The organism is Streptomyces ortus (assembly GCF_026341275.1).
GTDB classification, from domain to species: Bacteria; Actinomycetota; Actinomycetes; order Streptomycetales; family Streptomycetaceae; genus Streptomyces; species Streptomyces ortus.
On sequence record NZ_JAIFZO010000002.1, the window covers coordinates 8,413,566 to 8,437,780 of the forward strand.

Consider the following 24,215-nt stretch of genomic DNA (forward strand, 5'->3'; position numbering starts at 1 on the left):
CCATGTCGTGCGGGTTGGGGATCCGCCCGGCCGCCGAGGCAGGGTGACCGGCGTCCGCACAAGCCACATCCGGCCCTCCCGGGCCGCCCGACACCTCACGGAGCGCCCATGACCATGCACGAGACCCCGACCGTCACGGACGCGGTGCCACTGGGCCCGCTGGAACGCACCGCACTGCTGACCGCGGCGCTGCGTGCCGCCGAGACGAGCCGTCCGGACCGCCTCTACACGGACCCGTACGCCGCCGGTCTGGCCGGCGCCGCGGGCTGGGCGCTGCTCGCCGAGATCGCCGCGGTCACCGGCCGCCGCACCGACGAGTCGGACGTGCCGAGCACACCCGACTTCAACGCCATCCGCACCCGCTTCCTCGACGACCACCTGCGCCGCCTCACCCGCGAAGCCGGCATACGGCAGATCGTGATGGCGCCCGCAGGCCTCGACACCCGCGCCTGGCGGCTGCGCTGGCCGGCCGGCACCCGCTGGTTCGAGATCGACCAACCGGCCCTGCTCGCCCGCAAACGGCGGCGGATGGCCGAGTCCAGGCCCTCCGCGGACCTGCGTACCGTCCCCGCCGATCTCACCGGTCTCGACTGGGAGACGAGACTGCAGGAGAGCGGCTACGACCCGGCTCGCCCCTCGGTGTGGGTACTGGAAGGACTGCTGTACTACCTGCCGCCGGACGAAGTGCGTCGGCTGCTGACCAGGATCGCCGCCTGCTCCGCCCCCGGCAGCAGGATCGCCGCCGACCTGGTGAACACCGCGGCCCTGACGCTGCCCGAGATGGAGCCGCTGCTCTCCGTGTTCGAGGGCTGGGGCGCCCCCTGGATGTCCGGCTGCGATGTTCCCGAGCGTCTCTTCGACCAGTGCGGATACATGGTGAAAGCCGTCCAGCCCGGCGAGCCCGGGGCCGACTTCGGCCGCTGGCCCGACCCGGTGCCGCCCCGCAGCGCCCGGGGAGCACGCCGGGTGTTCTTCGTCCACGGCTCCCTCCGGGTGCCGCGGTGAACGAGAGCGGCACAGCGACCGCGACCGCCGTCGCGACCCTGCCGCAGCCCCGGCGGCCCGGGACCCGACCGGCCCGGCACCGGGTCCTGCTGGCCCCCGTCACCGTCACGCCGTCCAAGCCGCTCACCCCGAGCCACCTCAAGGGACTGCTGTGGTCGGACGTCATGTACCGCGCCACCAGCCAGGTGGCCGAGGTGACCCTCCGCTACAGCCACACCACCTACCACCCCACCGAACAGACCCTCGGCTTCTGGGAGTTCCTCGACCGCCGCTACGGCGACCTCGACTACGACTGCCTCGACGAGTGCGGCATCGGGGAGCTGTACGTGGCCTTCCGCGCCGCCGGCGGAACCGCCCCCGCGGCTGCCCTGCGACCCTACGCGGAGGCCGTCGCACAGGGCTGGACGCATCCCGCCGCCACCCGGGTCCTCGGCATCTGGACCGGTCAGTACGAGGCGCTCGGCCTGACCGACCCCGGACTGCTCGCCCACCAGCCGCCGGGGCTCGGCCTGACCGAGATGATCGACAGGCTCGGCGCCCTCGGGATGTGCCTGGACCACCGGCCGCTCGGCGGCCCCGTCTTCCTCGACCTCACCCGCCACGGCCTGCCACTGCGTCCCCTGGTCTCCGCCGACGGCCGACCCAACTACCTCGCCTGCGCGCTGCGTGAACTCATGCCGCTGGCAGTCGGGTACGACGAGGTCGTCCTGCTCTACGACAGCCAGCTCGACCCCGACTACCAGCGCCTCGCCCGAGTCCTTGCGGTGCTCGGGCCCAGTGTGGTCCGGGTACCGGTCGGACGCGTCCCGATCGACGGCACCATCCGCTCCGCGCGCGAGGGCGGCTGGCAGGACCACCACGCCGGCGCCCTGCTCGACGCGGCCGGGTCCGGGCACAGTCCGGCCGCCATACGGCTCGGTATGCGGCTGTACTTCATCGCCGTACTCGGTCCCGGGCACAGCGAGGGCTACCGGCCGGAGCTGCTGCGCCAGTATCTCGGCCGCGCCGAACGCCTGATCGCGTCGGGCCACACGGATCCGCGGCCACCGGAACGGCCCCTCGCCGAACGGGTGGACGGGCACAGGAGGGATCGACTGCACGTCGATCCCTACCGGTTGACCTGCTCCCTCCTCGGCCGACGCCGGCGGCCGGCGGCCGACCTCCTGACAGAGGTGTACCTGTGAGTCCCGACCACCACCACCGCCGCACGGACACAGCAACTTCGGTGGCCGCAGACGCAGTCGGAGACGCGGACACGGCTACCGAAACGGTGCAGCGAACCCTGCGGACCGCTTTGCGGGAACGGCTGAGCCGCGCGCACCCGGACCTGGCGTCAGGGCACGACCTCTCGACGACGCAGGGCCTGGCCGCGGCGGGCTCCGCGTCCGCCGCGGCCGACACCACTCTGGTGGCCGTGGTGGTACGGGACCTGGACCTCGCGGCCTGGGCCGGGCAGACCTGCGCGTACGCCCTGGGCCTGGACGCGACGGAGGGCGCTGCCTGGCGGCGGGCCTTCACCCGGACCGTGTTCCTCGCGGGCAACCCGGCGGAGCTCGCGGCCCGGTTCCCGTTCGCCCGGACGGCCGAGGACATGTCGGCCGCCTGGACCGCGCCCGCGCCGCCCGGGGCCACCGCCGCGCTGCGCCGCCTGCTGAAGCTGCTGCAGGCTCCGGCGGAGGTCCCGAACGGCGGGGACATCGCCTTCGGGGTGCCCCACCCGACACTCAGGGTGCCCGGACCCTCGGCCGGCGGTACTCCGGCGCCGTCCCGTCCGCCCGTCAGCAGAGCGGTCCACCTGGCCACCGTCGGCTGCACGATGTCGGCCGCCCTGGTCCACCTGAACCACCTGCTGGCCGAGGCCGCCCTGGACAGGCTCGTCGCACCGGGGGACCGCCTCGTGCTGCGCAAGGTTCCCCGCCTCGTGGAAGGACGGGAACCCTTCGACGCCGTACGTGTCGTCCCGGACGAACGGGTCCCCGGCCGGCTGCGCCTGGCCGCCGCACTGACCGCGCCGCTGACAGTCCCGCACAACACCTCGACAGAAGCGAGCTGACCAGCCCCGGACTAACGCGGCCCCGACGATTCGGCCGCTCGATGCGGCAGGCCTTCGGCATTCCTGGCGGCGGCTGCCGCGACGGTTGCCAGTTCCTCGCCCGAGAAGCCGGCGCGGCTCAGGACGGCCAGGGACTTGTTCGTCGCCAGCGTGCACAACGCCAGCTCCGCCGCCTCCCGTTCAGCGACCCCCGTCGCCAGCAACGCCTGCTCAAGCCCCGTCCGCAAACTGTCGATCATCGCGCGGACCATGGTCTGGCCCTCCGCGTCGAGCGCCGGGAACTGCGTTGCCGACACCGTGAGCAGGCAGCCGTCCGGGACCGTCGGGTCGGCGATACGGTTCAGGGCGACCTGCAGGAAAGCGGCCACAGCCGCGCTCGGGCTCGGGTGGGGGCCGGACAACGCCCGCTCGTACAGCGGCTGGTACGTCTGCGCGTACCGCTGGAGGCTCTCGCGGAAGAGGGCGCTCTTGCCGCCGAAGGTGCCGTAGAGCGAGCCCCGGCCCAGGCCCGTGCCCTCGGTGAGGCGATCGATCGAGGCCTCCGAATAACCCCAGCGCCAGAAAACGTGCATCGCGCGTCGTAGTGCCTCGTCCACGTCGAATTGCTTGCGGCCTGCCATGGTCCGTCAGCCTACACATCTTGTAACGATCGTTCAAAGATGGGTAGGGTCGCCGGCATGACAAGCCTGAGTTCGCTGCGACTGCCCGACGGATTCCTCGACGTCTTCACCAGCCGCCTCGTGGAGGTGAACGGTCTGCGGCTGCACGCCGTCACCGGTGGGGACGGCCCGGCGCTGCTCCTGGTCGGCGGCTGGCCCCAGACCTGGTACGCCTGGCGGGAGGTGATGCCCGCGCTCGCCCGCCGGCACAGCGTCGTCGCCGTCGACTCGCGCGGGTCAGGGCTCTCCGGCAAACCCGACGACGGGTACGACGCCGGCACGCTGGCAGCCGATCTGGTCGCGTTGATGGCCGAGCTCGGGCACGACCGGTTCGACGTGGCCGGCCACGACATCGGTACGTGGACCGCGTACGCCCTCGCCGCCGATCACCCCGAGCGGGTGGGCCGGCTCGCCGTAATCGAAGCGGTCATCCCCGGTCTCACACCGTCCCCGCCGTTCTTCGGCCCGGCCGCGGTCAACCTGAAGCTCTGGCAGTTCGGCTTCAACCGGCTCCCCGACCTCAACGAGGAGCTGGTCCGGGGGCGCGAACGGCTCTTCTTCGGCCACCAGTTCGCCACCAAGGCGGCCACCCCGGCGGCGATCCCCTCGTACGCAGTCGATGTCTACGTGGACGCGATCGCCGCGGATCCGCGCGCGCTGCGGGCGAGCTTCGCGTACTACCGGGCGCTGGACGAGACGATCGCGCAGAACGAGCGGCGCGGCAGGACCCGGCTGTCACTGCCGGTGCTCGCCCTCGGCGGCGCGTTGTGGAGCGGCGCGAGTGCCGCCCATACGATGCGGCTGGCGGCCGACGATGTCACGGAAGTCGTCCTCGACGACTGCGGCCACTACCCGGCGGAGGAGCAGCCGAGCCGGTTGGTCGAGACCCTGGAGAACTTCCTGACGGCCGACCGGCAACAGGCGCACAGCGGCTGAACTGCGCGAAGGGCAACAGGCTTGGTGTTGCGGTAGCACACCCGGCGCCAGCGCCAGCGCCGACGTCGGCGCCGACGCCGGGTGCTCGTCCTGGACGTCCGACTCGCGCAGCTGCCGGCGTGAGAAACAGGGTGCGGCCAGCTGAACTGAGGTGATAGGTAAGCGATGTGACAGACAGTCTTGAGCTTGAGTATGGGGCCCTGCTGCAACTGATCGACGAGCGTTCGGCCGCGTTCGGCAGTGCCGTTGCCGCCGCGCCCGGTCTCGACGCGCCGGTGCCGTCCTGCCCCGGGTGGACGGTGTCCGATCTGGTGCAGCATCTGGGGACAGGCCAGCGATGGTGGGCTGAGATCGTCACTGCGGGCCCGGCCGAGGCTGCACCGGCCAAGGAGGCGGCACAGGTGCCGCGTGAGCTCGGCGCACTGCTGGCCTGGTACGCCGAGTCGAACGAGCTGCTGCTGAGGGCGCTGCGCGAGGCCGGCCCGGGGCGTGCGTGCTGGGCCTGGTGGGGTGCGGGCCTGTCGCCTGCGAATTCCTGGGGTGTTGCCAGGCGCCGGGTGCACGAGGTGCTGGTGCACACCTACGACGCCCAGCTCGCGGCAGGCGCCGTGCAGCCGATGCCGGTGGAGGTCGCGCTCGACGGCGTGGCGGAGTTCCTCGACACCTGCAGCTCCACCCCGGCGCCCTGGCCGCACGAGCCCGCCACCATCCACTACCACGCCACCGAGGGCCGCTCCTGGCTCCTCGCACTGGACAACACCGGCGCCTGGCCCACACCCCTCCGGGACGACGCCGCGCCCCCCTCCGCCTCGGCCACAGGCACGGCCGAGCAGTTGCTGCTCTTCGTCTGGGGCCGCATCACGCCGAGCGACCTGAAGATCGGGGGCGACCAGCAAGTGTTCGAGCGGCTGATCGCCTGGGAGCCCGAGGAGTAGCCGGCCCAGGCTGACGAGGACGCAGAGAACGATGAACTCCGAGATGACGAGGACGATCGGCCCGAGTTCCCGGCAGGAGATGCGCCGGTGATCGGTGGCCGGTGATCTGCCGCGATCCACATCATGAAATTTCCGTAATTCGCGCATGCGTCATGGTTTCGCCTCGCGGTCCGACGGGGACCCGGGCCCTACGCCGCCGGAGCGCCAGGGCTTCGCGTCGCAGGCATCCGCGGCGCCGTTCCACCCGAACCGGGTGAGCGCCCCAGAAGGCATGCCGGAGCCACGGACCGCGTCCCACCAACTCCCAGGCGTCCAGCTTTCGGGAGCAGGGCTCTTCGTGACGGCTCCCTCACCGCAAGTGGTGCGGTCATGCCGTCCTTTGAAGGGATCGCAATCATGAAAGCAGCGGTATACGAAGGACCACGTACGGTCACCGTGAAGGACGTACCGGACGCGAAGATCGAGCACCCCTGCGACATCCTCGTCAAGATCACCGCCACCAACATCTGCGGTTCGGACCTGCACATGTACGAGGGCCGCACCTCCTTCGAGTCCGGCCGCACCCTGGGGCACGAGAACATGGGCCAGGTCGTGGAGGTCGGCCCGGCCGTGCGCAAGGTCCAGGTGGGCGAGTACGTGGTCCTGCCCTTCAACATCGCCTGCGGCTTCTGCAAGCAGTGCGAGCGGGGTCTGACCAACTACTGCCTGACCATGCAGCCGGAACCGGACCTCGCCGGAGCCGCCTACGGATTCGCCGACATGGGCCCCTACCAGGGCGGCCAGGCGGAGCTGCTGCGCGTGCCCTATGGCGACTTCAATGCACTTCGTCTGGGTGAGGACGCCGCTGAGCGGCAGGCCGACTACGTGATGCTCGCCGACATCTTCCCCACCGGCTATCACGCCACCGAGATGGCCGACGTCAAACCGGGCGACCAGACGATCGTCTTCGGGGCGGGGCCCGTCGGGCTGATGGCGGCCTACTCCGCCCTCATCAAGGGGGCCGGTCGCGTCTGGGTGGCCGACCACCAGCCCGACCGGCTGCGCAAGGCGGAGGAGATCGGGGCCATCGCGATCAACACCGTCGAGCAGGACCCGGCGGAGGTCGTCAAGGAAGCCACCCTCGGTCTCGGTGCCGACAACGGCTGTGAATGTGTCGGCTACCAGGCGCACGACCCCCAGGGGCAGGAGGACGCCAGCCTTACGCTCAACGGCCTGATCGACTCGGTCAGGTTCACCGGCCATATAGGCGTGGTGGGCGTGTTCCTGCCGCAGGACCCTGGTGGTGCACAGGCTCAGGGGGAGCTGGAAGCACAGGGCAAGGTCCCGATCGACTTCGGGATGATGTGGTTCAAGGGCCAGCGCATGGGCACCGGGCAGGCGCCGGTGAAGAGGTACAACCGGGCGCTGCGGGACCTGATCGCCGGCGGGAAGGCGCAGCCGAGCTTCCTCGTCTCCCACGAGCTCAGCCTGGACGAGGCCCCCGCCGCCTACGAGCACTTCGACGCCCGCGACGACGGCTGGACCAAGGTGGTCCTGCACCCCGACGGTCACGGCAACGGCCACAAGCGGTAAGGAGCCCAGGCCCAGGCCCGTACACCGTTCCATGACCCGCCCTACCTGGCCCGCGCACCAGGTCGGCGACGCGCGCGTTCAGTGACCGATGCTGTCCAGTTCGGCCAGGTCCTCCTCGGGCAGGGTAAGCCCGGCACCTGCGAGGTTTTCACGCAGGTGGACGGTGGATGACGTGCCGGGGATGAGCAGGATGTTCGGTGAGCGGTGCAGCAACCAGGCCAGGGCGACCGACATCGGCGTCGCCTGCAGCCGGCTCGCGACCTTCGAGAGCGCTTCCGACTGGAGCGGGGTGAAGCCTCCGAGGGGGAAGAAGGGCACGTAGGCGATGCCGTCGGCGGCGAGGCGGTCTACGAGGTCGTCGTCGTGACGGTGGGCGAGGTTGTACATGTTCTGCACGCACACGATGGAGGTGACGCGGCGGGCCTCGGCGACCTGTTCCGCGGTGACGTTGCTGACGCCGAGATGGCGGATCAGTCCCTGTTGCTGGAGGTCGGCGAGGGTCTCGAATGCTTCGGTGATCGAGCCGGGCCCAGGGCCCTGGGCATCACCCATGCGCATATTGACCAGGTCGAGAGTCTCGACACCGAGGGATTCGAGGTTCTCGTGGACCTGCTTGCGGATGTCGGCGGGTCGCCGGGCCGTGGGCCAGCCGCCCTGTGCGTCGCGGGTCGCGCCCACTTTGGTGGCGATGAACAGCGATTCCGGGTAGGGGTGCAGCGCTTTGCGGATCAGCTCGTTCGTAACGCGCGGTCCGTAGGCGTCACTGGTGTCGATGTGGGTGATACCGAGGCCGACCGCGTTACGCAGGACGCTCCGGGCACCCTCGGGGTCGGCGGGCGGTCCCATGACCCACGGGCCGGCCAGCTGCATCGCGCCGTAGCCGAACCGGGTGACGACCGAGTCTCCCAGTGTCCACGTTCCGCCCGGGAGAGGTGTGGAGTGCGTCGTCATAGCGGTGCCTTTCGCCTTGGTGAGGGGTGGTGTCTCCGCCGCAGCGCGACACTCGCCTCCATCGCCCACTCCGTGGGATACGGATCCGAGAGCGCCCTCAGCGTCGCCTTCAAGAGGATCTGGGGAATGCCTCCCGGCGACTACCGCAAGCATCCCGTGATGCCTTGATGCCTTGACGTAGTTGAGGAGGCGCGTCACCACTGAGGTAAGTGGATACCGACAGTCGATTTGGCGGGCGTTCATCTGTCGTCCTGACTGGTAGTCATGACGATCATCGGTGGTGGATCTTTTTCGTGGCGCGTGCGGGCGGCGTGTGTCTGCCCTTCAGCAGGAGACCCATGTGACGGTTGACCGCCGATGTGCAGTGTCCGGCATTGCCCTGGCCTTGGTGCTTACCGTGTCGGCCTGCTCGGCCGAGCAGGCGTCCGGGTCGGCAGGAAGCGCCCCGGCGTCGAAAAGGGAGTGACTCTCCCAGGCCTCCGCTTACCGGCACGGAGATCGAGGCCGCCACTAAGGGCGGCGCCACGCTGGCCTCCTACAACGGTGCGGGAGCACAGAGGGCCTTCCGCATGCTCCACGACGCGCTGCCCGCTGCGTACTCAGCCCGGTGTTGCTCATCGGCCCAGTATCCCGACCAGTTGGGTTCCCCGCCGCGTGGACTTTCGGCGTGACCCGACGCCCGACGCACTCGCCGGCGCAACCATGACTTCACTGCTTGCTCGCTGCGAATGACCGTCGCGGGCCGAGCCAAAACCGTAGGACAGGTTCAGGGTCCAGTATTCAGTGTTCAGTGTTCAGTGCGATGGATTCCTCGTCGGCCGTGAAGCGTCGGATGCCGTCGATGCCACAGCCCCGCGCAGGAGCTCTAGGAGTTGCTCCAGCCGCCCGGGCTGCGATACACGTCCACCAGGTCCACGACGAAGAGGAGGGTCGAGCCCGCCGGGATCAAGGGTGATGGCGACTGATTGCCGTAGCCGAGACGTGGGGGAACGATGATCTCGCGTCGGCCTCCGACCCTCATTCCTTTCACTCCCCGGTCCCAGCCCTTGATGACCCTGCCACCGCCCAGGGCGAACTTGAACGGCTGGTCCCGGTCCCAAGAGGCATCGAACTCCTTCCCGGACCCGAAGGTCACCCCCACGTAGTGGACCCTGACCACCATGCCCGACTTCGCCTCGGCTCCGTCCCCGACGACCAGGTCCCGGATGGTCAACCCGGTCGGCGCGTCACCCTGCGGAACGTCGACCTCGGGCTTCGTCAGTTCGCTCATCGCACCCTCACAGCTCGCAACCACATGTCTTCCGTACGGGCTCGACGGGATACATGACACCTCACGCGGGAGAGGGACACACTACCGGGAGTCCCGAATCCGCCTGAGGGTCATCTGCCACGGCACTGATCGCCACGTCCACATGACGATGAGTCTCCCGGCTTGCGCAAGGGCCGGTGGTCAGGCCGACCCCGAGGGGTGGCAAGCACGTTGCGGGGCTGCAAGGACTGTAGGGGGATCGCGGGCCTGCCCGGCCGTTGGCGCGTTGGCGCGTCGGCGGGTCCGCGTGCGACCGTGGTGCTGCCCGGCGAACGCGGATGCCTGATCAGAGCACCGGCGGCCCCACCTCGATGCGGCGCAGCACCGGAAGGAGGCGGTCCAGGTCGGGGCCGGTCTGGACCTGTCGCTCGTCCCACCAGGTGGCACCGGCGTCGTGCAGGGGACCGATCACATCCCTGGCCTTCTCCGGCTGAGGGGGCGTGGCCCCTCCGAGTACGAACTCGAAGGGCTGCTCGACCCCGGCTGAGCGGTGCTTGCGCACATAGTCGACCAGCTCACGTACCTCCGCCATGTCCGGTACGTGACCATGGCGGGCCGACTCGAAGAGCGGCACCGCGCCGTCCCACCGCGCTGCCCGCCGCATGGGCGCACGACGCGGCCAGAACCCGCCGATCCACACCGGCGGAGCGGGCCGCTGCGCGGTGGTGGGCAGCAGCGCCACATCCCGGACCTCGTAGTGCCGACCGTGGTGGTTCACCGGTTCACCGGACCAGAAGCGGCCCAGCAGTTCCAGTCCCTCGTCCAGCCGCTCGGCGAGTACGCGTGGCTCGGCGGCGTCGCCGAAGCTGTGGTACTCGTCCTCGACCGGCCCGCCCAGACCGGCGGCGAAGATCACCCGGCCCCCGCTGAGATGGTCCAGGGTGGCCACCTGGCGGGCCAGTTGCTGCGGACGGTAGCGGGGGACCGGCGTCAGCAGGGTGCCCAGCCGGATTCGGGAGGTCGCCAGCGCGGCCGCGGTCAGCAGCATCCAGGGATCGCCGAAGGGACGCCCTTGGTGCCGACGGTGCAGGACGTGGTCCCAGACGAAGAGCCCGTCCCAGCCGGCCTGTTCGGCCGCCGCTGCCGCCGTCGCGACGTTACGGGGGTCGGCGAAGTCACCGAAGTTCGGGATGTTGACGGAGAAGCGCATCCCAGCAGGATGCGCAGCCGACCACGAAGCAGCAACCGGATTTGGCTACAGGTGTCTTCACGGCAGGCTGCGGACCACTTGGGCGATCGTGCCGTCCGCGGCTCCTGCGCGGGTTGACGACCTGATGGTCCCCGGAATCCGGCCAAGAACCGGTCGCTCGCCCTTGCTCCGCCGCGCTGCCGTACGGTGCGGGAGTCGGGCCCCCGACCCGCCACCCGGCTGCATGCGGACGGCGCGCGTCACGCACCGGAGCCCCGCCCCGCCCCGGCGGACTGCCGACGGCGCACGGTGAACTTTCCCAGCTCCCACAGTGCCAGCAGGGCCAGCGGTGGCAGCAGCGCCCAGCCGAACTGGCCGAGGTGGAGCGGTGTGGTGCCCAGGATGCGGTTGAAGACGTCGCTCTGTACCACCAGCACGGCGAGGACGCCCTCGACCAGCAGTGTCCGGTTGAGCTGCCTGCTGTCGAAGGTGTCCGTGCGCAGTACCGTCCCGAGAGGGCTGCGGCATTCCAGCGCGGAGACGATCAGACAGAGCGCGAACGCGGTCAGGGCGATCGAGTTGCCCACGGCGGCGGAGTCGTAGCGTTTTTCGCCGAGGACGAGCACGCCCAGCAGCGCGGCGGCGGTGAACGTCCCCGCGAGGCCGACCGTCACCATCAGCGGATGCGTCATCACCGGCTCGCCGCGTGGCCGCGGACGGCGTGTCATCAATGTGGGGCTCACTCGGTCGAAGCCCAGCGAGAAGCCGAAGGCGGCGTTGACGAAGAAGTGGATCCACAGCACCTGGGCGGGGGTGAACGGCTCTCCGTCCGCGATGTCGAACAGGACCGCGCCGAGGAACACCAGCACGAACACGACGAGCAGGATCAGTACGAACCGGATGTACTTGGTGAGGTTGTCGTAGATTTTACGGCCCTGCTCCACGGCGAACACGATCGTGGCGAAGTCGTCGTCGGAGAGGATCATCCGCCCCGCGTTCTTCGCGACGTCCGTGCCGGAGCCCATCGCGATGCCGATGTCGGCAGCCTTGATGGCGGGGGCGTCGTTGACACCGTCCCCCGTCATCGCTACCACGTCGCCCCGCTGCTTCAGCGTGTCCGCCAGCAGCACCTTGTGCTCGGGCGCCACCCGGCCGAGTACCCCGATGCGGTCGACGTGGGACAGCCGGTCCGCCTCGCTCAGGGCCGCGAAGTCGCCACCCAGCATCGCCTCGCCCTCGATGCCGACCTGCCGGGCCACGGCGGCACCGGTGACCACATCGTCACCGGTCACCATCCGCACCCGTACACCCGCGGCCTGGGCGGCGGCGACCGCCTCGCGCGAGCTGTCGCGCGGCGGGTCGACCATCCCCACCAGGGAGGTCACCCGCAGCCCGGCGACGTACGCCAGAAGATCGCCGTCCGCGTGGAACTCCGCCGGGTCCAGGTCCAGATCCCGGGCGGCGGCGGCCATCACCCGGCGTCCGGCCCGCCCCATCCGCTCCATCTCCTCCTGCGCGCGCCGGCGCAGCGCGTCGTCGAACGGGATGCTCTCCCCGGCCGACAGTGCTGTCTCGGAGCGTTCCAGCACGGCGGGCGCGGCGCCTTTGACGAAGCAGCGCACCACGTCCCGGCCCTTGGCGTCCCGGGCCGCGTGGAAGGTCGCCATCAGCTTGTAGGCGGGGTCGAAGGGCAGCGTCGCGAGCCGCGGCAGCCGCGCACGGGTCTCCCTCACGTCGAGGCCGCACTTGTGCCCGAGGACGACCAGAGCACCCTCCGTCGGGTCGCCGACGACCCGCCCGTCGTCCGTGAGGGTGGCGTCGTTGGCGACCAGATACGGCAGGATCGCCCCCTCGATCTGCGGTGCGCCGCCCGCCGCGTGCCGGACCTGGCCTTCAAGCCCGTACCCGGTGCCGGAGACGGTGTACCGGTCGTAGGCGTCCACCACCTCGACGACCGTCATCTGGTTCATCGTCAGCGTGCCGGTCTTGTCGGAGTTGATCGCCGAGACGAAACCCAGGGTCTCCACCGACGGCAGGTCCTTGACGATCGCGTGCCGCCGGGCGAGATCCAGCCCACCGAGCGAGAGGATCGTCTGCGTCACCGTCGGCAGCGCCTCCGGCACGGCGGCGATCGCCAGCGACACCGCGCTCACGAACAGCACGTCCCACGCCTCGCCCCGCTCCCGGCCCAGCCAGAACATGATGATCATGGTGAGGCCGGCCGCACCGACGATCCACAGGGTCAGCCGGTCCAGCTCCCGGGTGAGCGGCGAGGGCTCGCGCCGGGTCGCCGACAGCATCCCGGAGATCCGGCCCAGCTCGGTGCCGGCCCCGGTCGCGGTGACCACGAGGACCCCGCTGCCGTGGGTGACGGGGGTGTTCATGAACGCCATGTCCGACTGCTCGCCGGGCCCCGGGGCCGCGCTGTGCACCACGGTGGTGTCCTTGGCGGCGGGCACGCTCTCCCCGGTCAACGCCGACTCGTCGATCTGCAGCGCGGCGGTTGCCACCAGCCGCCCGTCGGCGGGCACTTCGTCCCCCGCGCTCAGCAGCACCACGTCGCCGACCACGACCTCCTCGGCGGGGATCTCCCGCTCCGTCCCGTCCCGCCGCACCCGCGCGGTGACCTTCGCCATCGCCTTCAAGGCGTTCATGGCGCTCTCCGCCTTGCCCTCCTGGCGCAGCCCGATGACGGCGTTGAGCAACGTCAGCGCCAGCAGCACCACCGCCGTGCCCCACTCCTGCACGAGCAGCGACACGACGGCACAGGCCACCAGGATGATCTGCATGTACGAGGTGTACTGGCCGGCGAACCGGCGCCAGCCGGGCACCGCCCGCTCCTCCGGCAGCGTGTTGGGCCCGTCCTCGGCCAGCCGCCGCTCGACCCGCTCGCCGCTCAGCCCCACGGCCGGATCGACGTCCAGCGCCGCGGCCACCTCCTCGGCCGTGCGCGCCCACCAGTCCCGCGCCGTCGGCGCGGCGGACGCGGCGTTCCCCGCCGCCTGCGCGGTCATCAGCCGTGACTCCCGTCCGGCCTTTCGCTCTCCAACTGCTTGCGCACTATCCGCAGTTCGTGCCGGGCGGCGTCGTCGATCTCCGGATACTGCGGGTCGAGTTCCATCAGCGTGTGGACGAGGACCGCCGCCGCGCAGGTCCGGGCGAACCACTTGTGGTCCGCGGGTACCACGTACCAGGGCGCCCACGCGGTACTCGTCGCGGAGAGCATCGCGGAGAACGCCGACTGGTACGCGTCCCAGGAGGCGCGCTCCCGGACGTCCGCCGCCGAGAACTTCCAGTTCCGCTCCGACACGTCGATGCGTTTCAGGAACCTGACCCGCTGCTCCTCCCAGGAGAGGTTCAGGAACAGCTTGACGATCCGGAAGCCGTTGTCCGTCAGGTACCGCTCCCAGTCGTTGATCTCACGGTAGCGCCGGCGCCACAGCGCCTTGCCCGGACGGTCCGCCAGCCCCTGCCGCGCGAGCAGCTGCGGGTGCACCCGTACGACGAGGACCTCTTCGTAGTAGGACCGGTTGAAGATGCCGATCTCCCCGCGGCTGGGGAGCCGGCAGGCGTAGCGCCACAGGTAGTCGTGGCCCAGTTCCTCGGTCGAGGGCACCTTGAAGCCCGACACCCGCACACCCTGCGGGTTCACACCGCTCATGACGTGCCGGATGGTCCCGTCCTTGCCGCCGGCGTCCAGCGCCTGCAGGCACAGCAGCACGCCGTGGCTGCCCTGCGCGGCCAGCCTGCGCTGGTGGTCGGCGAGCAGCGTGACACCGGTACGGAGCAGTTCCCGGCCCTGTTTCTTGTTCGCTATGCCGGCGCGGTGCCCAGGATCGAAGTCCTCGGCCAGATGCACCTTGCGCCCGGGGTCCACCCGCAGCGGGGCGATGAACTCGGCGATCCGCTTCGCCTGTTTGTCCTTCATGAGAGACCTCGCAACCATTGGTAGAGGCTCTCCCGGCGCACCCCGCACCCGCCCCGGACGACCAGCCCGTACCGGGCGATCAGCGTCATCGACCACAGGAGGGAGTACGGGATCGGCGGGAGGTTCACGGTGATCGCCAGGGCGGCGACGAGCACGCCTGCGATCCGGGCCCAGGTCACACCGGCGAACAGACCGGCACCGACGACGACCGGAGTGACCCCGACGACCGCCACCCGGCCGGCCTCGGGGTACCGGTACCGGGCGCTGGTGTCCGCCATGGCGAACCTCCGTGCTCGGGAGCGGGTGCGGTATGCACCGCCGTCCACCGAAAACTGCCCCGGCCCGCCGCTAGGGGCATCACCCTCCCCGGGTGACGCCCGGGTCGCCTGAAGGCCGAGCGTGCACCTCGTCACGTCGCCGGCCCGGCCCGGACCAGTTCAACGATCGACACTGATCGTTGAGGGGGGAGGGCACTACTTCACCGCGTGCACGTGCAACTCGCTGAGGAAGGAGCGTACTTCTGTGGCCGTTTGCCCCGGAGTGGGCCGTGGGCCGGAGGTGACGACCGGCTGGGCGGTGACGAGGGCCGTGCCGTTGCCCCAGAGGCAGCGGGAGCTGGTGGTGCCGTTGACCGCGTACTGCACGCAGAGCAGCTTTCCCGCGATGGGGCCGGGGTCGTAGCTCTTCGCCTCGCCTGACTCGACGGAGGTGCCGAGGATCATGGAAATGACGTCGTCGCCCTTGCCGGCATCTGACACGTCGGCGACGGGGTCGAGGTCTACAGTGATGATGAAGGATTTCCTGTCGTCCGCCCGCAGGTAGGTGGCGTGCGCTGTTTCTGTCGTCGGGTCGAGGTTCTCCCCGATACCCGTCTTGTCCCACAGGGATTCACCGGGGCCTGCGAGCCGATAGTCACCGAACGCGGACGGCATCTCGGCCGTGTACCGTACCGGCGGCTCGTCTTCGCCCCGGGTAGCGATCCAGACCGCGATCCAGACCGCGGTCGAGACCGCGGCGAGCAGCGCGACCCCCATCGCTCCGCCGATCTTCTTGCGTCGCGCGCGACGGTGCTCATTTCACGAGACCGGCGCCGCTCCGCAACGCTTTGTCGTTTGCCCGGCGTTGCGGGCTGTCCTTCACAGCGTGGTGCGTGAGGGCTGACAGCCGGTGATCCCAGCGGCATGCCGTCTTCATGAGGTACGCGCACCCAGGTAGAGGGGGTTCATCGGGCGGCGTTGGCGGCGGTGCGGTTCGTGCGTGCTGGTTGTGGTGCGCTCAGGTGTCGAGGTTCAGCCGGCACGGCCGGGTTGTCGCAGGGTGGATCCGGGTGTCCAGGAAGAAATTTCGGTCCCCGGCACACGCGACCGCCACCCGGTAGTGCTCGACGTCGACATCGTGCACGCGGTGGACGACACCGGTCCGGCTCACGGTGGTGTGCCGACTGCGAGCTGTGCCCAGGGGAACCGGCCAGTGACGAGGGTCGGCCCGGAGCCCGACGCCCACCGCTTTGAGGACGGCTTCCTTGCGGACCCACCATCCGACGATCCCGTCCAGCCCGTAGCGTTGAAGGTCGGCGCGCTCTTTCTCCGACATGAAGCGGGAAAACGCCTCGGGGTTCACCCGCCGGTGCAGGATCTCCGCGTCCACGCCCAGTCTGCGGCTTTCTCCCACGGCCACGGCCAGCAGCCCCGTGCAGTGGGACAGCGAGAACTCGATCCGCGCACCGGTGGGACGGCCGACATACGGGCGTCCAGCCGTGGTCCTCAGCAGCGTGAGCTCGTTGTCGGCGCAGCCGATGTGTTCCCGCAGAACGGATCTGACCAGCGAGTTCTTGGAATGTCCGGATCCGGTCCTGAGCAGATGGAGCTCGACGGGCCGGTCACTCATCGGCTTGTGAGGTCCCGGCCTTCGCGGGAGCCGGGGGTTCGGGGGGAATCGAGCAGCCGATCGTGCCCCGGCCGATGAGCCCGCCGTGCTGGTCGCGGATGGTGAAGTCGGCTTCCAGAAGGACCCCGAGGCGCCCGCCGGCCTGTGCCGCAGTGATCTCGATGCGGGTCTCCACCACGTCATCGGCGTAGGCGGGGGCAAGGAGCTCGACGGTGATCCGATGCCCCAGCGCGCTGGTACCTCCCAACATCGCCAGCGTCGAGAGCAGGTAGGCGCCGTGTGCCACGGGCCGGCCGGGATGCTGTGTCAGGTGGTGCGCGGCCAGGTCCGCGGTGAGTTCCCCGAACGCGCTGATCATCCTTGGGTGGATCCGCCGTTTGACGACGAAGACGTCACCGACGCGCGGCGCTGTCATCGCGTGCCGGCTTCCGCACGTGGCCGGTCCGGGCGCGGGGCCAGCCGGAGCCCGTCCACCCGGGCCAGGACCGTGCCGTCCGGGGCGAGGGCGAGTTGTTGTCGTTCCTGGTCCGAGGCCGCTGTGCCGTTGAGGTGGTGCAGCTCGACGGCGGAGCCGAAGAGACCGGCCAGGACGATGTCGTTGCCTTGGGTGTTGAGCGTGACCTTCCGCATCCCCAGAGGGACAGCGGGGACGTCCGCGGCGCCGTCCGGACCGCACAGTTGCCCGGTGCGTAGCAGGGCGTCCAGCAGGATTGCCGGTGTGCGGAACCTCGCGTAGGCGGGGTGCGACGGGCCGGCTACGGGGTGCCAGCGGGCGGATCCCCCGCTGTCGTGGAGCCGCAGGTCGCGCAGCGAATCGAAGGCGCCGCTGAGACGGTGCGCAGCGTGGCCGGCGCAGTACACGTCCGCCACGGTGGCCGCTTCGTCGGGGGCTCGGCGGGCGTCTTCCCAGAAGGGGCGCTGCGGGAGGTAGGAGCCCAGCACCACGCGAGTGGTCATGTGCGTGCGGTCCACGTGCACGACGCGTCCTGTGGGCAGGACGACGTCGCTGAGGAGGCGGACCTCGACGACCGCCCGGCCCGGTGCCCGCTCGACGAGGTCGGTGACCGCTTTCAGGACCAGGGGTGGACGGCCGGCGGCCGGCAGCCGTACGAACGCTTCGAAGGACACGTCGTGGAAGGAGCGGGGCACCAGGCCCTCGACGGCCGCGGTCGCGGCCTGGGCCGCCAGCTCGATCAGGACGGTGCCCGGCATGGTGGGACGACCGTCGACGACGTGGTCCTCCAGGAACGAGTCCAGGCGCCCGTCCAGGGGGATGAGCCAGCGTGCGTGCCGGGGTGTTCTCGTCTCAAGTTGCCGGAGGAAGAAAAAGGGACGGTCGGCCGTGCTCGCGGGGGCGGAGGGGGTGGGGAGTGTCCGCGGTGTGCTCAGGGTGAGCACGGGGGTGTGTGGTGAGGCCCGCGGAGCGATGTGCGTCGTGGGAGCGTCCGACACCAGGGCTCGGAGGATCCGAACGGCGCCTTCGCCGCCGAGGAAGCCGCCGAATTCTGGTTCGAGGGGCTCTTGTCGCCGGGGGCCCAGTGGTCCTCGGCCCACGACGGCGAGTACGGGCAGCCCTTCGCGTTCCGCGGTGTCACGCCGGGCCAGGCAGAGGGCGAACGCGCCTTCCCGCAGCCGCTGGCCGCGGGCCGGTTCCAGGAACGTCGCGCCGTGTACCGCGTTGGCCGCGACGCCGAAGACGAGAGCCAGGTCGATGCTGCCGCCGAGAAGTTGCAGCCGCGCGGCGTCGACGGCGGCCAGCACCGAGTCGGTGCCCGCCTCGTAGCTCAGGGCGGGGCCGTGCAGATCGTGCTGGACGGACACGCGTGAGGCGGTGATGCAGCACAGCAGGCTCGTATAGGTGTCGGAGACGGCCCGAGGGATGTCGGTGCGGATCTTCCGGGTGAACTGTGCGGCGGTGAGGCGCTGCGGGCCGGGGAGCAGACCTGGACCGTAGCGGCGTGCCAGGTCGTCCAGGCCGGCCCGCAGCGTGTACTCGACGCTGTTCCTGGTCGGCCCCAGGTGGCCGAGGTAGACGCCGGTGCGGGGCGCCAACGTCTTGAGCGGTGGGCCGATCTGTCCGGCAAGGCCGTGAGCGCTGTCCAGGATCGTCAGCTGAGAGGCGTCAAGGGTGGCGAACGTGGTGGGTGGCAGGCGGCAGGCTTCGAAGGGCGGCGGCGGGTAGGGGACGGGAAACGTGTCGGGCCACTGCTGTGCACCGCCGCCCAGCCATCGGGTGACCGCTCGCCGGTCGGGTGCGCCGGGCAGGTGTGCGTGCCAGGCGGTGAGCACGATGTCGGTGTCCGGTGTCGTGGGTGGCGTGTACGCCGCGGGCACACGATCGCTGACGACCAGGCATCCGTTGTTGCCGCCGAGCCCGTAAGCGCACACGGCCATCGTGCGGGTCCTGCCGTCGTGCGCCGGCCAGTCGACGTCCGACGTGGGAATGGTCAGGGCGCCGTCCTTCAGCAGTGCCGGGTCGACGACCTGCTCGAACTGACGCTGTGCCGGGATCTTCGCGTGCCGCAGTACGAGGAGTCCGTGGATGAGGGAGGCCACGCCCGCGGTCCAGCCGGTGTGGCCGATGAGCGACTTGTTGGAGCTGACGTGCCATCGGGCCCGGCCCGCGGCGATGTCGCCGAGCATGCGTAGTTCCGCCTCGTCCCCGACGACGGTCCCGGTTCCGTGGGCCAGGATCAGCTCGACCTCGGAGGGCGTGACCGCGGCGGTGCGAAGGGCCCGCTGTACCGCCAGTTGCTGGCCCGCCGGGTTAGGGGTGACGATCGAGGCGCCGCGCCCGTCCGTGGAGGCGGCGGTTCCCGCGATGACGCCGTGGATCCGGTCGCCGTCCGCGACGGCGCGGCTGTGTCGTTTGAGGACGACCAGGCCCGCGCCTTCACCGAACACGGTGCCGGCGGCGGCGTGGTCGAACGGGCGGACAGCGCCGTCGCGGGCGGCGGCCTTCATCACGCAGCACAGGATGTTCGTCATGCGGTTGAGCACGAAGGAGCTCCCGCAGACGGCGATGTCGCATTCGTCCGCCCAGAGCGCCTTGACCCCCGCGTCGATGGCGTGCAGGGATCCGGCGCACGCGCCTTGCAGGACGGAGATGTGGCACGTGTCCGGTGTCAGTCCTTGGGCGGCCAGGCGGACCTGGGCCGGGCTCAGGTAGGAGGCGGGGTCCTCGGTGGCGTGCGGGTAGAGCCGGCGCAGCGCGTTTTGGATGTCCGTGGTGTGTGAGGGGTGGTCGGACAGGGATGCGGCGGCCCGGTCGAGCAGCAGGGCTTCCTCGAAGCGCTGGGACGACTCGGCGGATGCGCCCACCGTCAACTGCCAGCGGTCGGTGTCTCGGAAGTTCATGCCGTCGATGGCCTGGCGAAGGCAGTGCCGCAGCCAGCGCCCGGCTTCGGGATCCAGGCCGCCGGGTGCTCCCTCGTCGGTTCCGGGATGGGGGCGGAAATCGGTGACGTATCCCATGTCCCGCAGGTAGACGCGGTCTTCGGCGCCCATCTCGGGTGTGAAGAGCGTCTCCAGGTCCCAGCGTGCGTCGGGGGGCCGGAACTGCGGTACGCCTGAGCACAGGACGTCCCAGAACTCTTCGGGCGAGTTCGCCCCGGGGACCACCAGGCCCATCCCGATCACGGCGACTGCCTCGGCCGGGCGGCGGCGGCCGTTCATCGTGCGACTGCCTGGGCGCCGGCGGTCTGGTCCTGCACGAACGCGAGGATCTTGCTGATCGTCGGGTAGGCCGAGATGCTGAAGTGGTCGGGGAGTTCGGGCAGGTCGAAGCGGTGCAGGACGGTGCCGAGGATCTCTGTCTGGCGCATCGAGGTGATGCCGAGGTCGGCTTCCATGTCCGTGTCCGGCTCGAAGGCCTCTTCCGGGTATCCGAGGGCCTGCGCGTAGATGTCCCGGATGCTTTCGAAGGTGGCCGTGGCCGGCGGGGACTCTGGCGCAGGGTTGTTGGCCGCCACCGGGTTTGTCGAACCGGGCTCTGGGTCCGCAGGGCTCTGCCCGGCCGGAGCGGGGAGTTCGGCGGGGGGCTGGTGCGGGGCGTCGGTCGAGAGGGTGCGATCCGTTTGCGCGGGGGCCGGCGGGCGGGTCGGCTCGGGGAGCCCGGCGGTACGGGCCGGGATGACCGGGGAGATCAGCGGGGTGAGGAGAGGGCGGGCCGAGCACTCGGTGAAGCTGTCCACACCGGCGTCCCGCAGTGTCTCCAGCGCCGTGCGCAGCCGTACGGGGCGGCAGACGTGGTCGGCGAGGCTGCGCGCGAGGTCGTCGCTGTCGCGGTAGAACCCGCTGTGGATGGGCGAGTAGACGGGCAGGCGCAGTGGTCGCCGGGGCAGGGATTCGATGGCGCGCCACAGCCGGTCGGCGACATGCGTGTAGTCCGGGTGGTGGGAGGCGAACGGAGAGGCGATGGGGGTGGCCCGCAGCCCCAGGTGGCCGGCCTGGGACCGTAGTTCCTCCACGGCGGGTGCGGGTCCGGCCACCACGGTCTGGGTGGCGGCTCCTTCCACGGCCACTGCCAGCGCCGGGTTCCCCACGGCCCCCAGAAGGTGCCTCGTGCGGTGTGCGTCCGCGTCGATCGCGACCGCCGCGGTCTCCCCGCCCAGGAGTTCACACATGATGCGGGTCCGGTACGCGACGATCCGCGCACCGGACAGGACGTCGTACGCGCCGGCCGCCACCAGTGCCATGACTTCGCCGAGGCTGAGGCCCAGGAGGACCGTCGGGGCGTTCGCGGCGGGTGGGCGGGCCCGGTAGACGGCGATGGACGCCGCGTAGATGGCCAGGTGGAAGGTGACAGGGTCGTCGGTCATCAAGGCGGGGAGGTCTCGTTCGCCGGGGTCCAGCAGCGGACCCGACACCGGGCCGCTGCCGAACTCGTCGGCTACGTCGTCGATCAGGGACAGCAGTCCGTATGTCTCTCGGTGCTTCTCGGCCAGGTCGGCCAGGGCGCCGCACTTGTAGGCGGCGGCGCCGGGAAAGACGATCAGGTGTGACTGACTCATGGGGTTCTCCCGCCAGATGACGTTCCCGGGGTGGTGTGTGCAGGTGCTCGGACGCGATGTCGTGCCGGTGCGGCGGAGGGGGTCAGCCGCGACTCAGTACGGCTCCGCCGTTGACGTGGAGGATCTGTCCGGTGACGTGGCAGGCGTCGGCGGAACCGAGCCAGCGCACCGCGGCTGCCACGTCCTGGGGGCGGCCCGCTCGGCGCAGCAGCGTGGCGTCGACGAGGCTGCGGTGGGCGGCCTCGCCGATATGCGCCGCCGCTTCGTTGTCCGTGCCGTCGACGAAGCCCGGTGCCACTGTGTTGACGGTGATCTGCTTGCCGCCGAGTTCGGCGGCGAGCGAGTACATCCAGGTGTGCAGCGCCGCCTTGGCGGACGAGTAGGGCGCGTTGCCGGGCAGAAACGCGCCGTACGAACTGATGGTGACCACACGCCCGCCGGGGCGCCGCAGGTGCCGTCTGACGGCCTCGGTCAACAGCACGGGGGGCAGTACGTTGGCCCGCCACTGTGTCTGCCAGTTCTCCGCGATCGAGGCCAGGCCCCAGGGATGTCCGGTGCCGGTGAGTCCCGCGTTGTTGACCAGCAGGTCGAGTGTTCCGCCGCACGCGGCCAGAGCGGCTGACGCCGCGCTCTCCACCTCCGCGGGGCGGCACAGGTCCGCCTGGTACCAGCGTGCCACGCCGCCCGCGGCCGTGATCTGCGCCGCTGCCTGCTCCAGCGGTGCGCGTCGGCGGCCGAACAGTGTGATGTCCGTTCCGTCGTCGGCGAGGGCCTTCGCGACCGCGAGTCCGATCCCGGTGCCCCCTCCGGAGATGAAAGCTGTTCGCCTCATCGGCTCTCCCCGCCGGGGGCCCGGGGCTGTCCCCACCTGCGCAGCCCGACTACGGACACCAGCGGTCGGCCGGCGGCGGTCGCGGCCAGCCAGTGTTCCCGGCCGCCGGTCGCTGGGCCGGGCAGCAGGTGGTGGAGCACGACGGGGCCTGTGCTCCGGTCGGCCAGCTCCACGTCGTTGCCCGGGGTGTGCAGGCGCAGTTCACGTATGAACGACACGGAGCAAGGGTCCGGGGGGTGGGGCGCGGGCCCGTCGGAGTCGCTGTCGGTACGGAGCAGGGTGTCGATGAGGTCGACCGGTGACCAGAAGGCGCTCGAGACTTTGCGTTCCTCGTGCGCGGGCGGCTGCCACAGGGCGCACACGCCGTACGGGTGCGGTCCGAAGTGCGTCGACTCGTACACGGTCACGGTGGTCTCCTTTCCGTCGGATCCGTCGGATCCGTCGAGGGTCGGGCGGTCCTGGGCCGTTGTCCGGCAGGGACCGGGCGGGAGCGGCGCCGTCAGGGGTGGCGTCCGGGCGGGCCGTGCTGGGTCGGGAGGCCGGCCGAGGCGGACCCGCACGCGGGCGTGGAGGTGCGCGGGGCGCAGTATCCCGCCGTCGGCCAGCAGGAGGTCCCGGGTGATGCGCACATCGACGAGCGCGCGTGGCCCGCTCGCGTCGCGGACGGTCGCGGCGACGGCGAGGGTGGGACCGGCGTCGGAGGGCTTCGTGCGGCGTAGACGTACCGACGAGGGGAGGAAGACATCGTGGAAGGCTTCCGGGACCCATCCCGGTGCCAGGTCGACGGCAGCTTCGGCCGCCATCTCCAACAGCACGGCCGCCGGCACGACCGGGCGGTCCTGGTCCGCGCAGTGCGGCAGGAGGATGCCCTGCCGCTGTCCGAGCGGTACGTGCCAAAGGGCGGCCCGGCTCGACCGTGACCTGCGGTGCCGCAGGAAGAACCGGCCGTGTCCCGCATCCGCGTGCGAGGCCGCCTTCGGGTGCGGGCGGGGGATCCGGCCAGGGCGGACCAGGCGTACGGCCGGCGTACGGTCGTCCTCCAGCGGGGCCACGACAGAGGGCGTATCAGGGCAGGCGAGGGTGCGCAGCACCTGTACGGCGCTGTCCGCTCCGAGGAAACCCTGGTGTCCGGGAAGCACCCCGGGGGAGTGGTGCGGTGCGGTGCCCGGCACCGCTTCCACGCGGGCAAGGACCGGCAGTTTGTGTGTGCGTGCGCTGTCGGCGCTGGCCAGCAGCAGGATGAAGACGCCTTCGCGCACCGGTCCCGCCGTGCCGGGTTCGCGGAGCATGTCCCCGCCGGCCGCGTTGGCCGCCACGGCGAGGACCAGTGCGAAGTCCAAGTCGCCGGAGCTGAGCGACCGGCGTGCGGCGTGCAGGGCGGCGAGCAGGGAGTCACGTCCGGCGTCGAACGAGGCGGCCTGGCCGTGCAGGTCGAACTGCACCGCTACACGGGATGCCATGACATTGCCGATGAAGCCGGTGAAGGTGTCGGAGTCACCCCGTGCGACCTGCTCGCGTGCTCTGCGTGCGACCAGGTCGGGGGAGAGCCGGGCGTCGGCCGTGGGGTGTTCGGTGAGCCGCCGGGCCAGGTCGTCGGCGGACACCCGCAGCGCGTACTCGATACTGCCGTGCGTGGGCCCCAGATGGGCGAGGAAGACCCCCGTCCTTTCGGCGTCCCCCCACCGCAGGGTGCCCGCGTCCACGGCGGTGCGGGTGGCGTGCAGGGTCATCAGGTGGGACCGGTCCAATGAGCGGTGTGTGGAGGGAGGGAGCGTCGTGGTGGAACCCGGGAGCGGAGGGTAGGGCGTGGCGAAGGCATCCGGCCAGGTCGCGTTCCCCGTGCGCAGCCAGTTGTCGGTCGCGCTCCGGTCGGGAAGGCCGGGCAGGTGGGCGTGGTAGGCGCTCACCACGACATCGTGCTTCGCGGCGGCGGGTGCGGGGCGGGGTGCGTCGTCCGCGATCAGGACGCAGCAGTTGGTGCCGCCCAGGCCGTACGCGCACACGGCC

The 24,215-nt window shown here is 70.8% G+C and carries 19 protein-coding genes and 2 pseudogenes; 7 read left to right on the forward strand and 14 right to left on the reverse strand.

From position 1 onward, the window contains the following. Positions 1-108 precede the first annotated feature (108 nt). The 3 genes from K3769_RS39885 to K3769_RS39895 are packed head-to-tail and all read left to right on the forward strand — an operon-like array spanning position 109 to position 3,058. Positions 109-1,005: a class I SAM-dependent methyltransferase gene (locus K3769_RS39885; RefSeq protein WP_267031090.1), complete on the forward strand. Its 897-nt coding sequence runs from the start codon at positions 109-111 to the stop codon at positions 1,003-1,005. Then, positions 1,002-2,189: a hypothetical protein gene (locus K3769_RS39890; RefSeq protein WP_308216457.1), complete on the forward strand. Its 1,188-nt coding sequence runs from the start codon at positions 1,002-1,004 to the stop codon at positions 2,187-2,189. Before K3769_RS39885 ends, K3769_RS39890 begins: the two co-directional genes overlap by 4 nt. Positions 2,190-2,230: 41 nt before the next feature. After that, positions 2,231-3,058: a DUF6182 family protein gene (locus K3769_RS39895; protein ID WP_267031091.1), complete on the forward strand. Its 828-nt coding sequence runs from the start codon at positions 2,231-2,233 to the stop codon at positions 3,056-3,058. 11 nt (positions 3,059-3,069) lie between these two features. Here the strand turns inward: K3769_RS39895 and K3769_RS39900 are convergent, their stop codons facing one another. Beyond that, positions 3,070-3,678, reverse strand: a complete 609-nt coding sequence (locus K3769_RS39900; RefSeq protein ID WP_267031092.1) for a TetR/AcrR family transcriptional regulator — start codon at positions 3,676-3,678, stop codon at positions 3,070-3,072. Positions 3,679-3,735: 57 nt separating this feature from the next. On the opposite strand from K3769_RS39900, the gene K3769_RS39905 reads away from it, so the two are divergent. The 3 genes from K3769_RS39905 to K3769_RS39915 all read left to right on the forward strand — a co-directional run bounded on the left by K3769_RS39905 (position 3,736) and on the right by K3769_RS39915 (position 7,160). Further along, positions 3,736-4,653, forward strand: a complete 918-nt coding sequence (locus K3769_RS39905; RefSeq protein ID WP_267031093.1) for an alpha/beta fold hydrolase — start codon at positions 3,736-3,738, stop codon at positions 4,651-4,653. A 167-nt stretch (positions 4,654-4,820) separates the two neighbouring features. Continuing rightward, entirely contained in the window at positions 4,821-5,588 is a 768-nt protein-coding gene (locus K3769_RS39910; protein WP_267031094.1) for a maleylpyruvate isomerase family mycothiol-dependent enzyme, read from the forward strand. Positions 5,589-5,984: 396 nt separating this feature from the next. After that, positions 5,985-7,160 (forward strand): glutathione-independent formaldehyde dehydrogenase, encoded by a 1,176-nt coding sequence (locus K3769_RS39915; RefSeq protein WP_267031095.1) that lies wholly within the window; start codon positions 5,985-5,987, stop codon positions 7,158-7,160. 78 nt (positions 7,161-7,238) lie between these two features. Here K3769_RS39915 and K3769_RS39920 read toward each other — a convergent pair whose 3' ends face one another. Next, positions 7,239-8,111 (reverse strand): aldo/keto reductase family oxidoreductase, encoded by an 873-nt coding sequence (locus K3769_RS39920; protein WP_267031096.1) that lies wholly within the window; start codon positions 8,109-8,111, stop codon positions 7,239-7,241. A gap of 42 nt (positions 8,112-8,153) precedes the next feature. Between K3769_RS39920 and K3769_RS39925 the strand changes: the two are divergent. Continuing rightward, positions 8,154-8,279 (forward strand): annotated as a pseudogene (locus tag K3769_RS39925) (helix-turn-helix domain-containing protein); the annotation flags it as partial. 697 nt (positions 8,280-8,976) lie between these two features. Here the strand turns inward: K3769_RS39925 and K3769_RS39930 are convergent. The 12 genes and pseudogenes from K3769_RS39930 to K3769_RS41250 all read right to left on the reverse strand — a co-directional run. Next, positions 8,977-9,381, reverse strand: coding sequence for an FKBP-type peptidyl-prolyl cis-trans isomerase (locus K3769_RS39930; protein WP_282566334.1), 405 nt, complete (start codon positions 9,379-9,381; stop codon positions 8,977-8,979). Positions 9,382-9,706: 325 nt separating this feature from the next. Beyond that, positions 9,707-10,570, reverse strand: coding sequence for an LLM class flavin-dependent oxidoreductase (locus tag K3769_RS39935; RefSeq protein WP_267031097.1), 864 nt, complete (start codon positions 10,568-10,570; stop codon positions 9,707-9,709). Between the two features lie 239 nt (positions 10,571-10,809). Then, positions 10,810-13,563: a cation-translocating P-type ATPase gene (locus K3769_RS39940; protein ID WP_267031098.1), complete on the reverse strand. Its 2,754-nt coding sequence runs from the start codon at positions 13,561-13,563 to the stop codon at positions 10,810-10,812. Beyond that, the gene (locus K3769_RS39945; RefSeq protein WP_267031099.1) at positions 13,563-14,477 is read right to left on the reverse strand and encodes a polyphosphate kinase 2 family protein; all 915 of its coding nucleotides are present in this window, start codon (positions 14,475-14,477) and stop codon (positions 13,563-13,565) included. Before K3769_RS39945 ends, K3769_RS39940 begins: the two co-directional genes overlap by 1 nt. Further along, entirely contained in the window at positions 14,474-14,755 is a 282-nt protein-coding gene (locus K3769_RS39950; protein ID WP_267031100.1) for a DUF7144 family membrane protein, read from the reverse strand. The genes K3769_RS39945 and K3769_RS39950 overlap by 4 nt, the downstream gene beginning before the upstream one ends. Before the next feature lie 195 nt (positions 14,756-14,950). Beyond that, a complete protein-coding gene (locus K3769_RS39955) occupies positions 14,951-15,511 on the reverse strand; it encodes a hypothetical protein (RefSeq protein WP_267031101.1) in 561 nt (186 codons plus the stop codon). Positions 15,512-15,752: 241 nt separating this feature from the next. Further along, complete coding sequence (locus K3769_RS39960; protein WP_267031102.1) at positions 15,753-16,364, reverse strand: 4'-phosphopantetheinyl transferase family protein; 612 nt, start codon at positions 16,362-16,364, stop codon at positions 15,753-15,755. Next, complete coding sequence (locus K3769_RS39965; RefSeq protein WP_267031103.1) at positions 16,357-16,779, reverse strand: hotdog family protein; 423 nt, start codon at positions 16,777-16,779, stop codon at positions 16,357-16,359. Before K3769_RS39965 ends, K3769_RS39960 begins: the two co-directional genes overlap by 8 nt. Further along, entirely contained in the window at positions 16,776-20,039 is a 3,264-nt protein-coding gene (locus K3769_RS39970) for a hotdog fold thioesterase (RefSeq protein ID WP_267031104.1), read from the reverse strand. The genes K3769_RS39965 and K3769_RS39970 overlap by 4 nt, the downstream gene beginning before the upstream one ends. Beyond that, the gene (locus K3769_RS39975; protein ID WP_267031105.1) at positions 20,036-21,376 is read right to left on the reverse strand and encodes an acyltransferase domain-containing protein; all 1,341 of its coding nucleotides are present in this window, start codon (positions 21,374-21,376) and stop codon (positions 20,036-20,038) included. The genes K3769_RS39970 and K3769_RS39975 overlap by 4 nt, the downstream gene beginning before the upstream one ends. Positions 21,377-21,458: 82 nt before the next feature. Next, positions 21,459-22,208 (reverse strand): SDR family NAD(P)-dependent oxidoreductase, encoded by a 750-nt coding sequence (locus K3769_RS39980; RefSeq protein WP_267031106.1) that lies wholly within the window; start codon positions 22,206-22,208, stop codon positions 21,459-21,461. Next, a pseudogene (locus tag K3769_RS41250) lies at positions 22,205-23,965 on the reverse strand (beta-ketoacyl synthase N-terminal-like domain-containing protein); the annotation flags it as partial. The pseudogene K3769_RS41250 and the gene K3769_RS39980, both read right to left, overlap by 4 nt. Between the last annotated feature and the right edge of the window lie 250 nt (positions 23,966-24,215).

What these genes read in the sequence shown, in the direction of transcription:
- K3769_RS39885 (WP_267031090.1), top strand. Translation starts at nt 109, where the DNA reads ATGACCATGCACGAGACCCCGACCGTCACGGACGCGGTGCCACTGGGC.
- K3769_RS39900 (WP_267031092.1), bottom strand. Translation starts at nt 3,678, where the DNA reads ATGGCAGGCCGCAAGCAATTCGACGTGGACGAGGCACTACGACGCGCG.
- K3769_RS39905 (WP_267031093.1), top strand. Translation starts at nt 3,736, where the DNA reads ATGACAAGCCTGAGTTCGCTGCGACTGCCCGACGGATTCCTCGACGTC.
- K3769_RS39915 (WP_267031095.1), top strand. Translation starts at nt 5,985, where the DNA reads ATGAAAGCAGCGGTATACGAAGGACCACGTACGGTCACCGTGAAGGAC.
- K3769_RS39920 (WP_267031096.1), bottom strand. Translation starts at nt 8,111, where the DNA reads ATGACGACGCACTCCACACCTCTCCCGGGCGGAACGTGGACACTGGGA.
- K3769_RS39930 (WP_282566334.1), bottom strand. Translation starts at nt 9,381, where the DNA reads ATGAGCGAACTGACGAAGCCCGAGGTCGACGTTCCGCAGGGTGACGCG.
- K3769_RS39935 (WP_267031097.1), bottom strand. Translation starts at nt 10,570, where the DNA reads ATGCGCTTCTCCGTCAACATCCCGAACTTCGGTGACTTCGCCGACCCC.
- K3769_RS39940 (WP_267031098.1), bottom strand. Translation starts at nt 13,563, where the DNA reads ATGACCGCGCAGGCGGCGGGGAACGCCGCGTCCGCCGCGCCGACGGCG.
- K3769_RS39945 (WP_267031099.1), bottom strand. Translation starts at nt 14,477, where the DNA reads ATGAAGGACAAACAGGCGAAGCGGATCGCCGAGTTCATCGCCCCGCTG.
- K3769_RS39950 (WP_267031100.1), bottom strand. Translation starts at nt 14,755, where the DNA reads ATGGCGGACACCAGCGCCCGGTACCGGTACCCCGAGGCCGGCCGGGTG.
- K3769_RS39955 (WP_267031101.1), bottom strand. Translation starts at nt 15,511, where the DNA reads ATGGGGGTCGCGCTGCTCGCCGCGGTCTCGACCGCGGTCTGGATCGCG.
- K3769_RS39960 (WP_267031102.1), bottom strand. Translation starts at nt 16,364, where the DNA reads ATGAGTGACCGGCCCGTCGAGCTCCATCTGCTCAGGACCGGATCCGGA.
- K3769_RS39965 (WP_267031103.1), bottom strand. Translation starts at nt 16,779, where the DNA reads ATGACAGCGCCGCGCGTCGGTGACGTCTTCGTCGTCAAACGGCGGATC.
- K3769_RS39970 (WP_267031104.1), bottom strand. Translation starts at nt 20,039, where the DNA reads ATGAACGGCCGCCGCCGCCCGGCCGAGGCAGTCGCCGTGATCGGGATG.
- K3769_RS39975 (WP_267031105.1), bottom strand. Translation starts at nt 21,376, where the DNA reads ATGAGTCAGTCACACCTGATCGTCTTTCCCGGCGCCGCCGCCTACAAG.
- K3769_RS39980 (WP_267031106.1), bottom strand. Translation starts at nt 22,208, where the DNA reads ATGAGGCGAACAGCTTTCATCTCCGGAGGGGGCACCGGGATCGGACTC.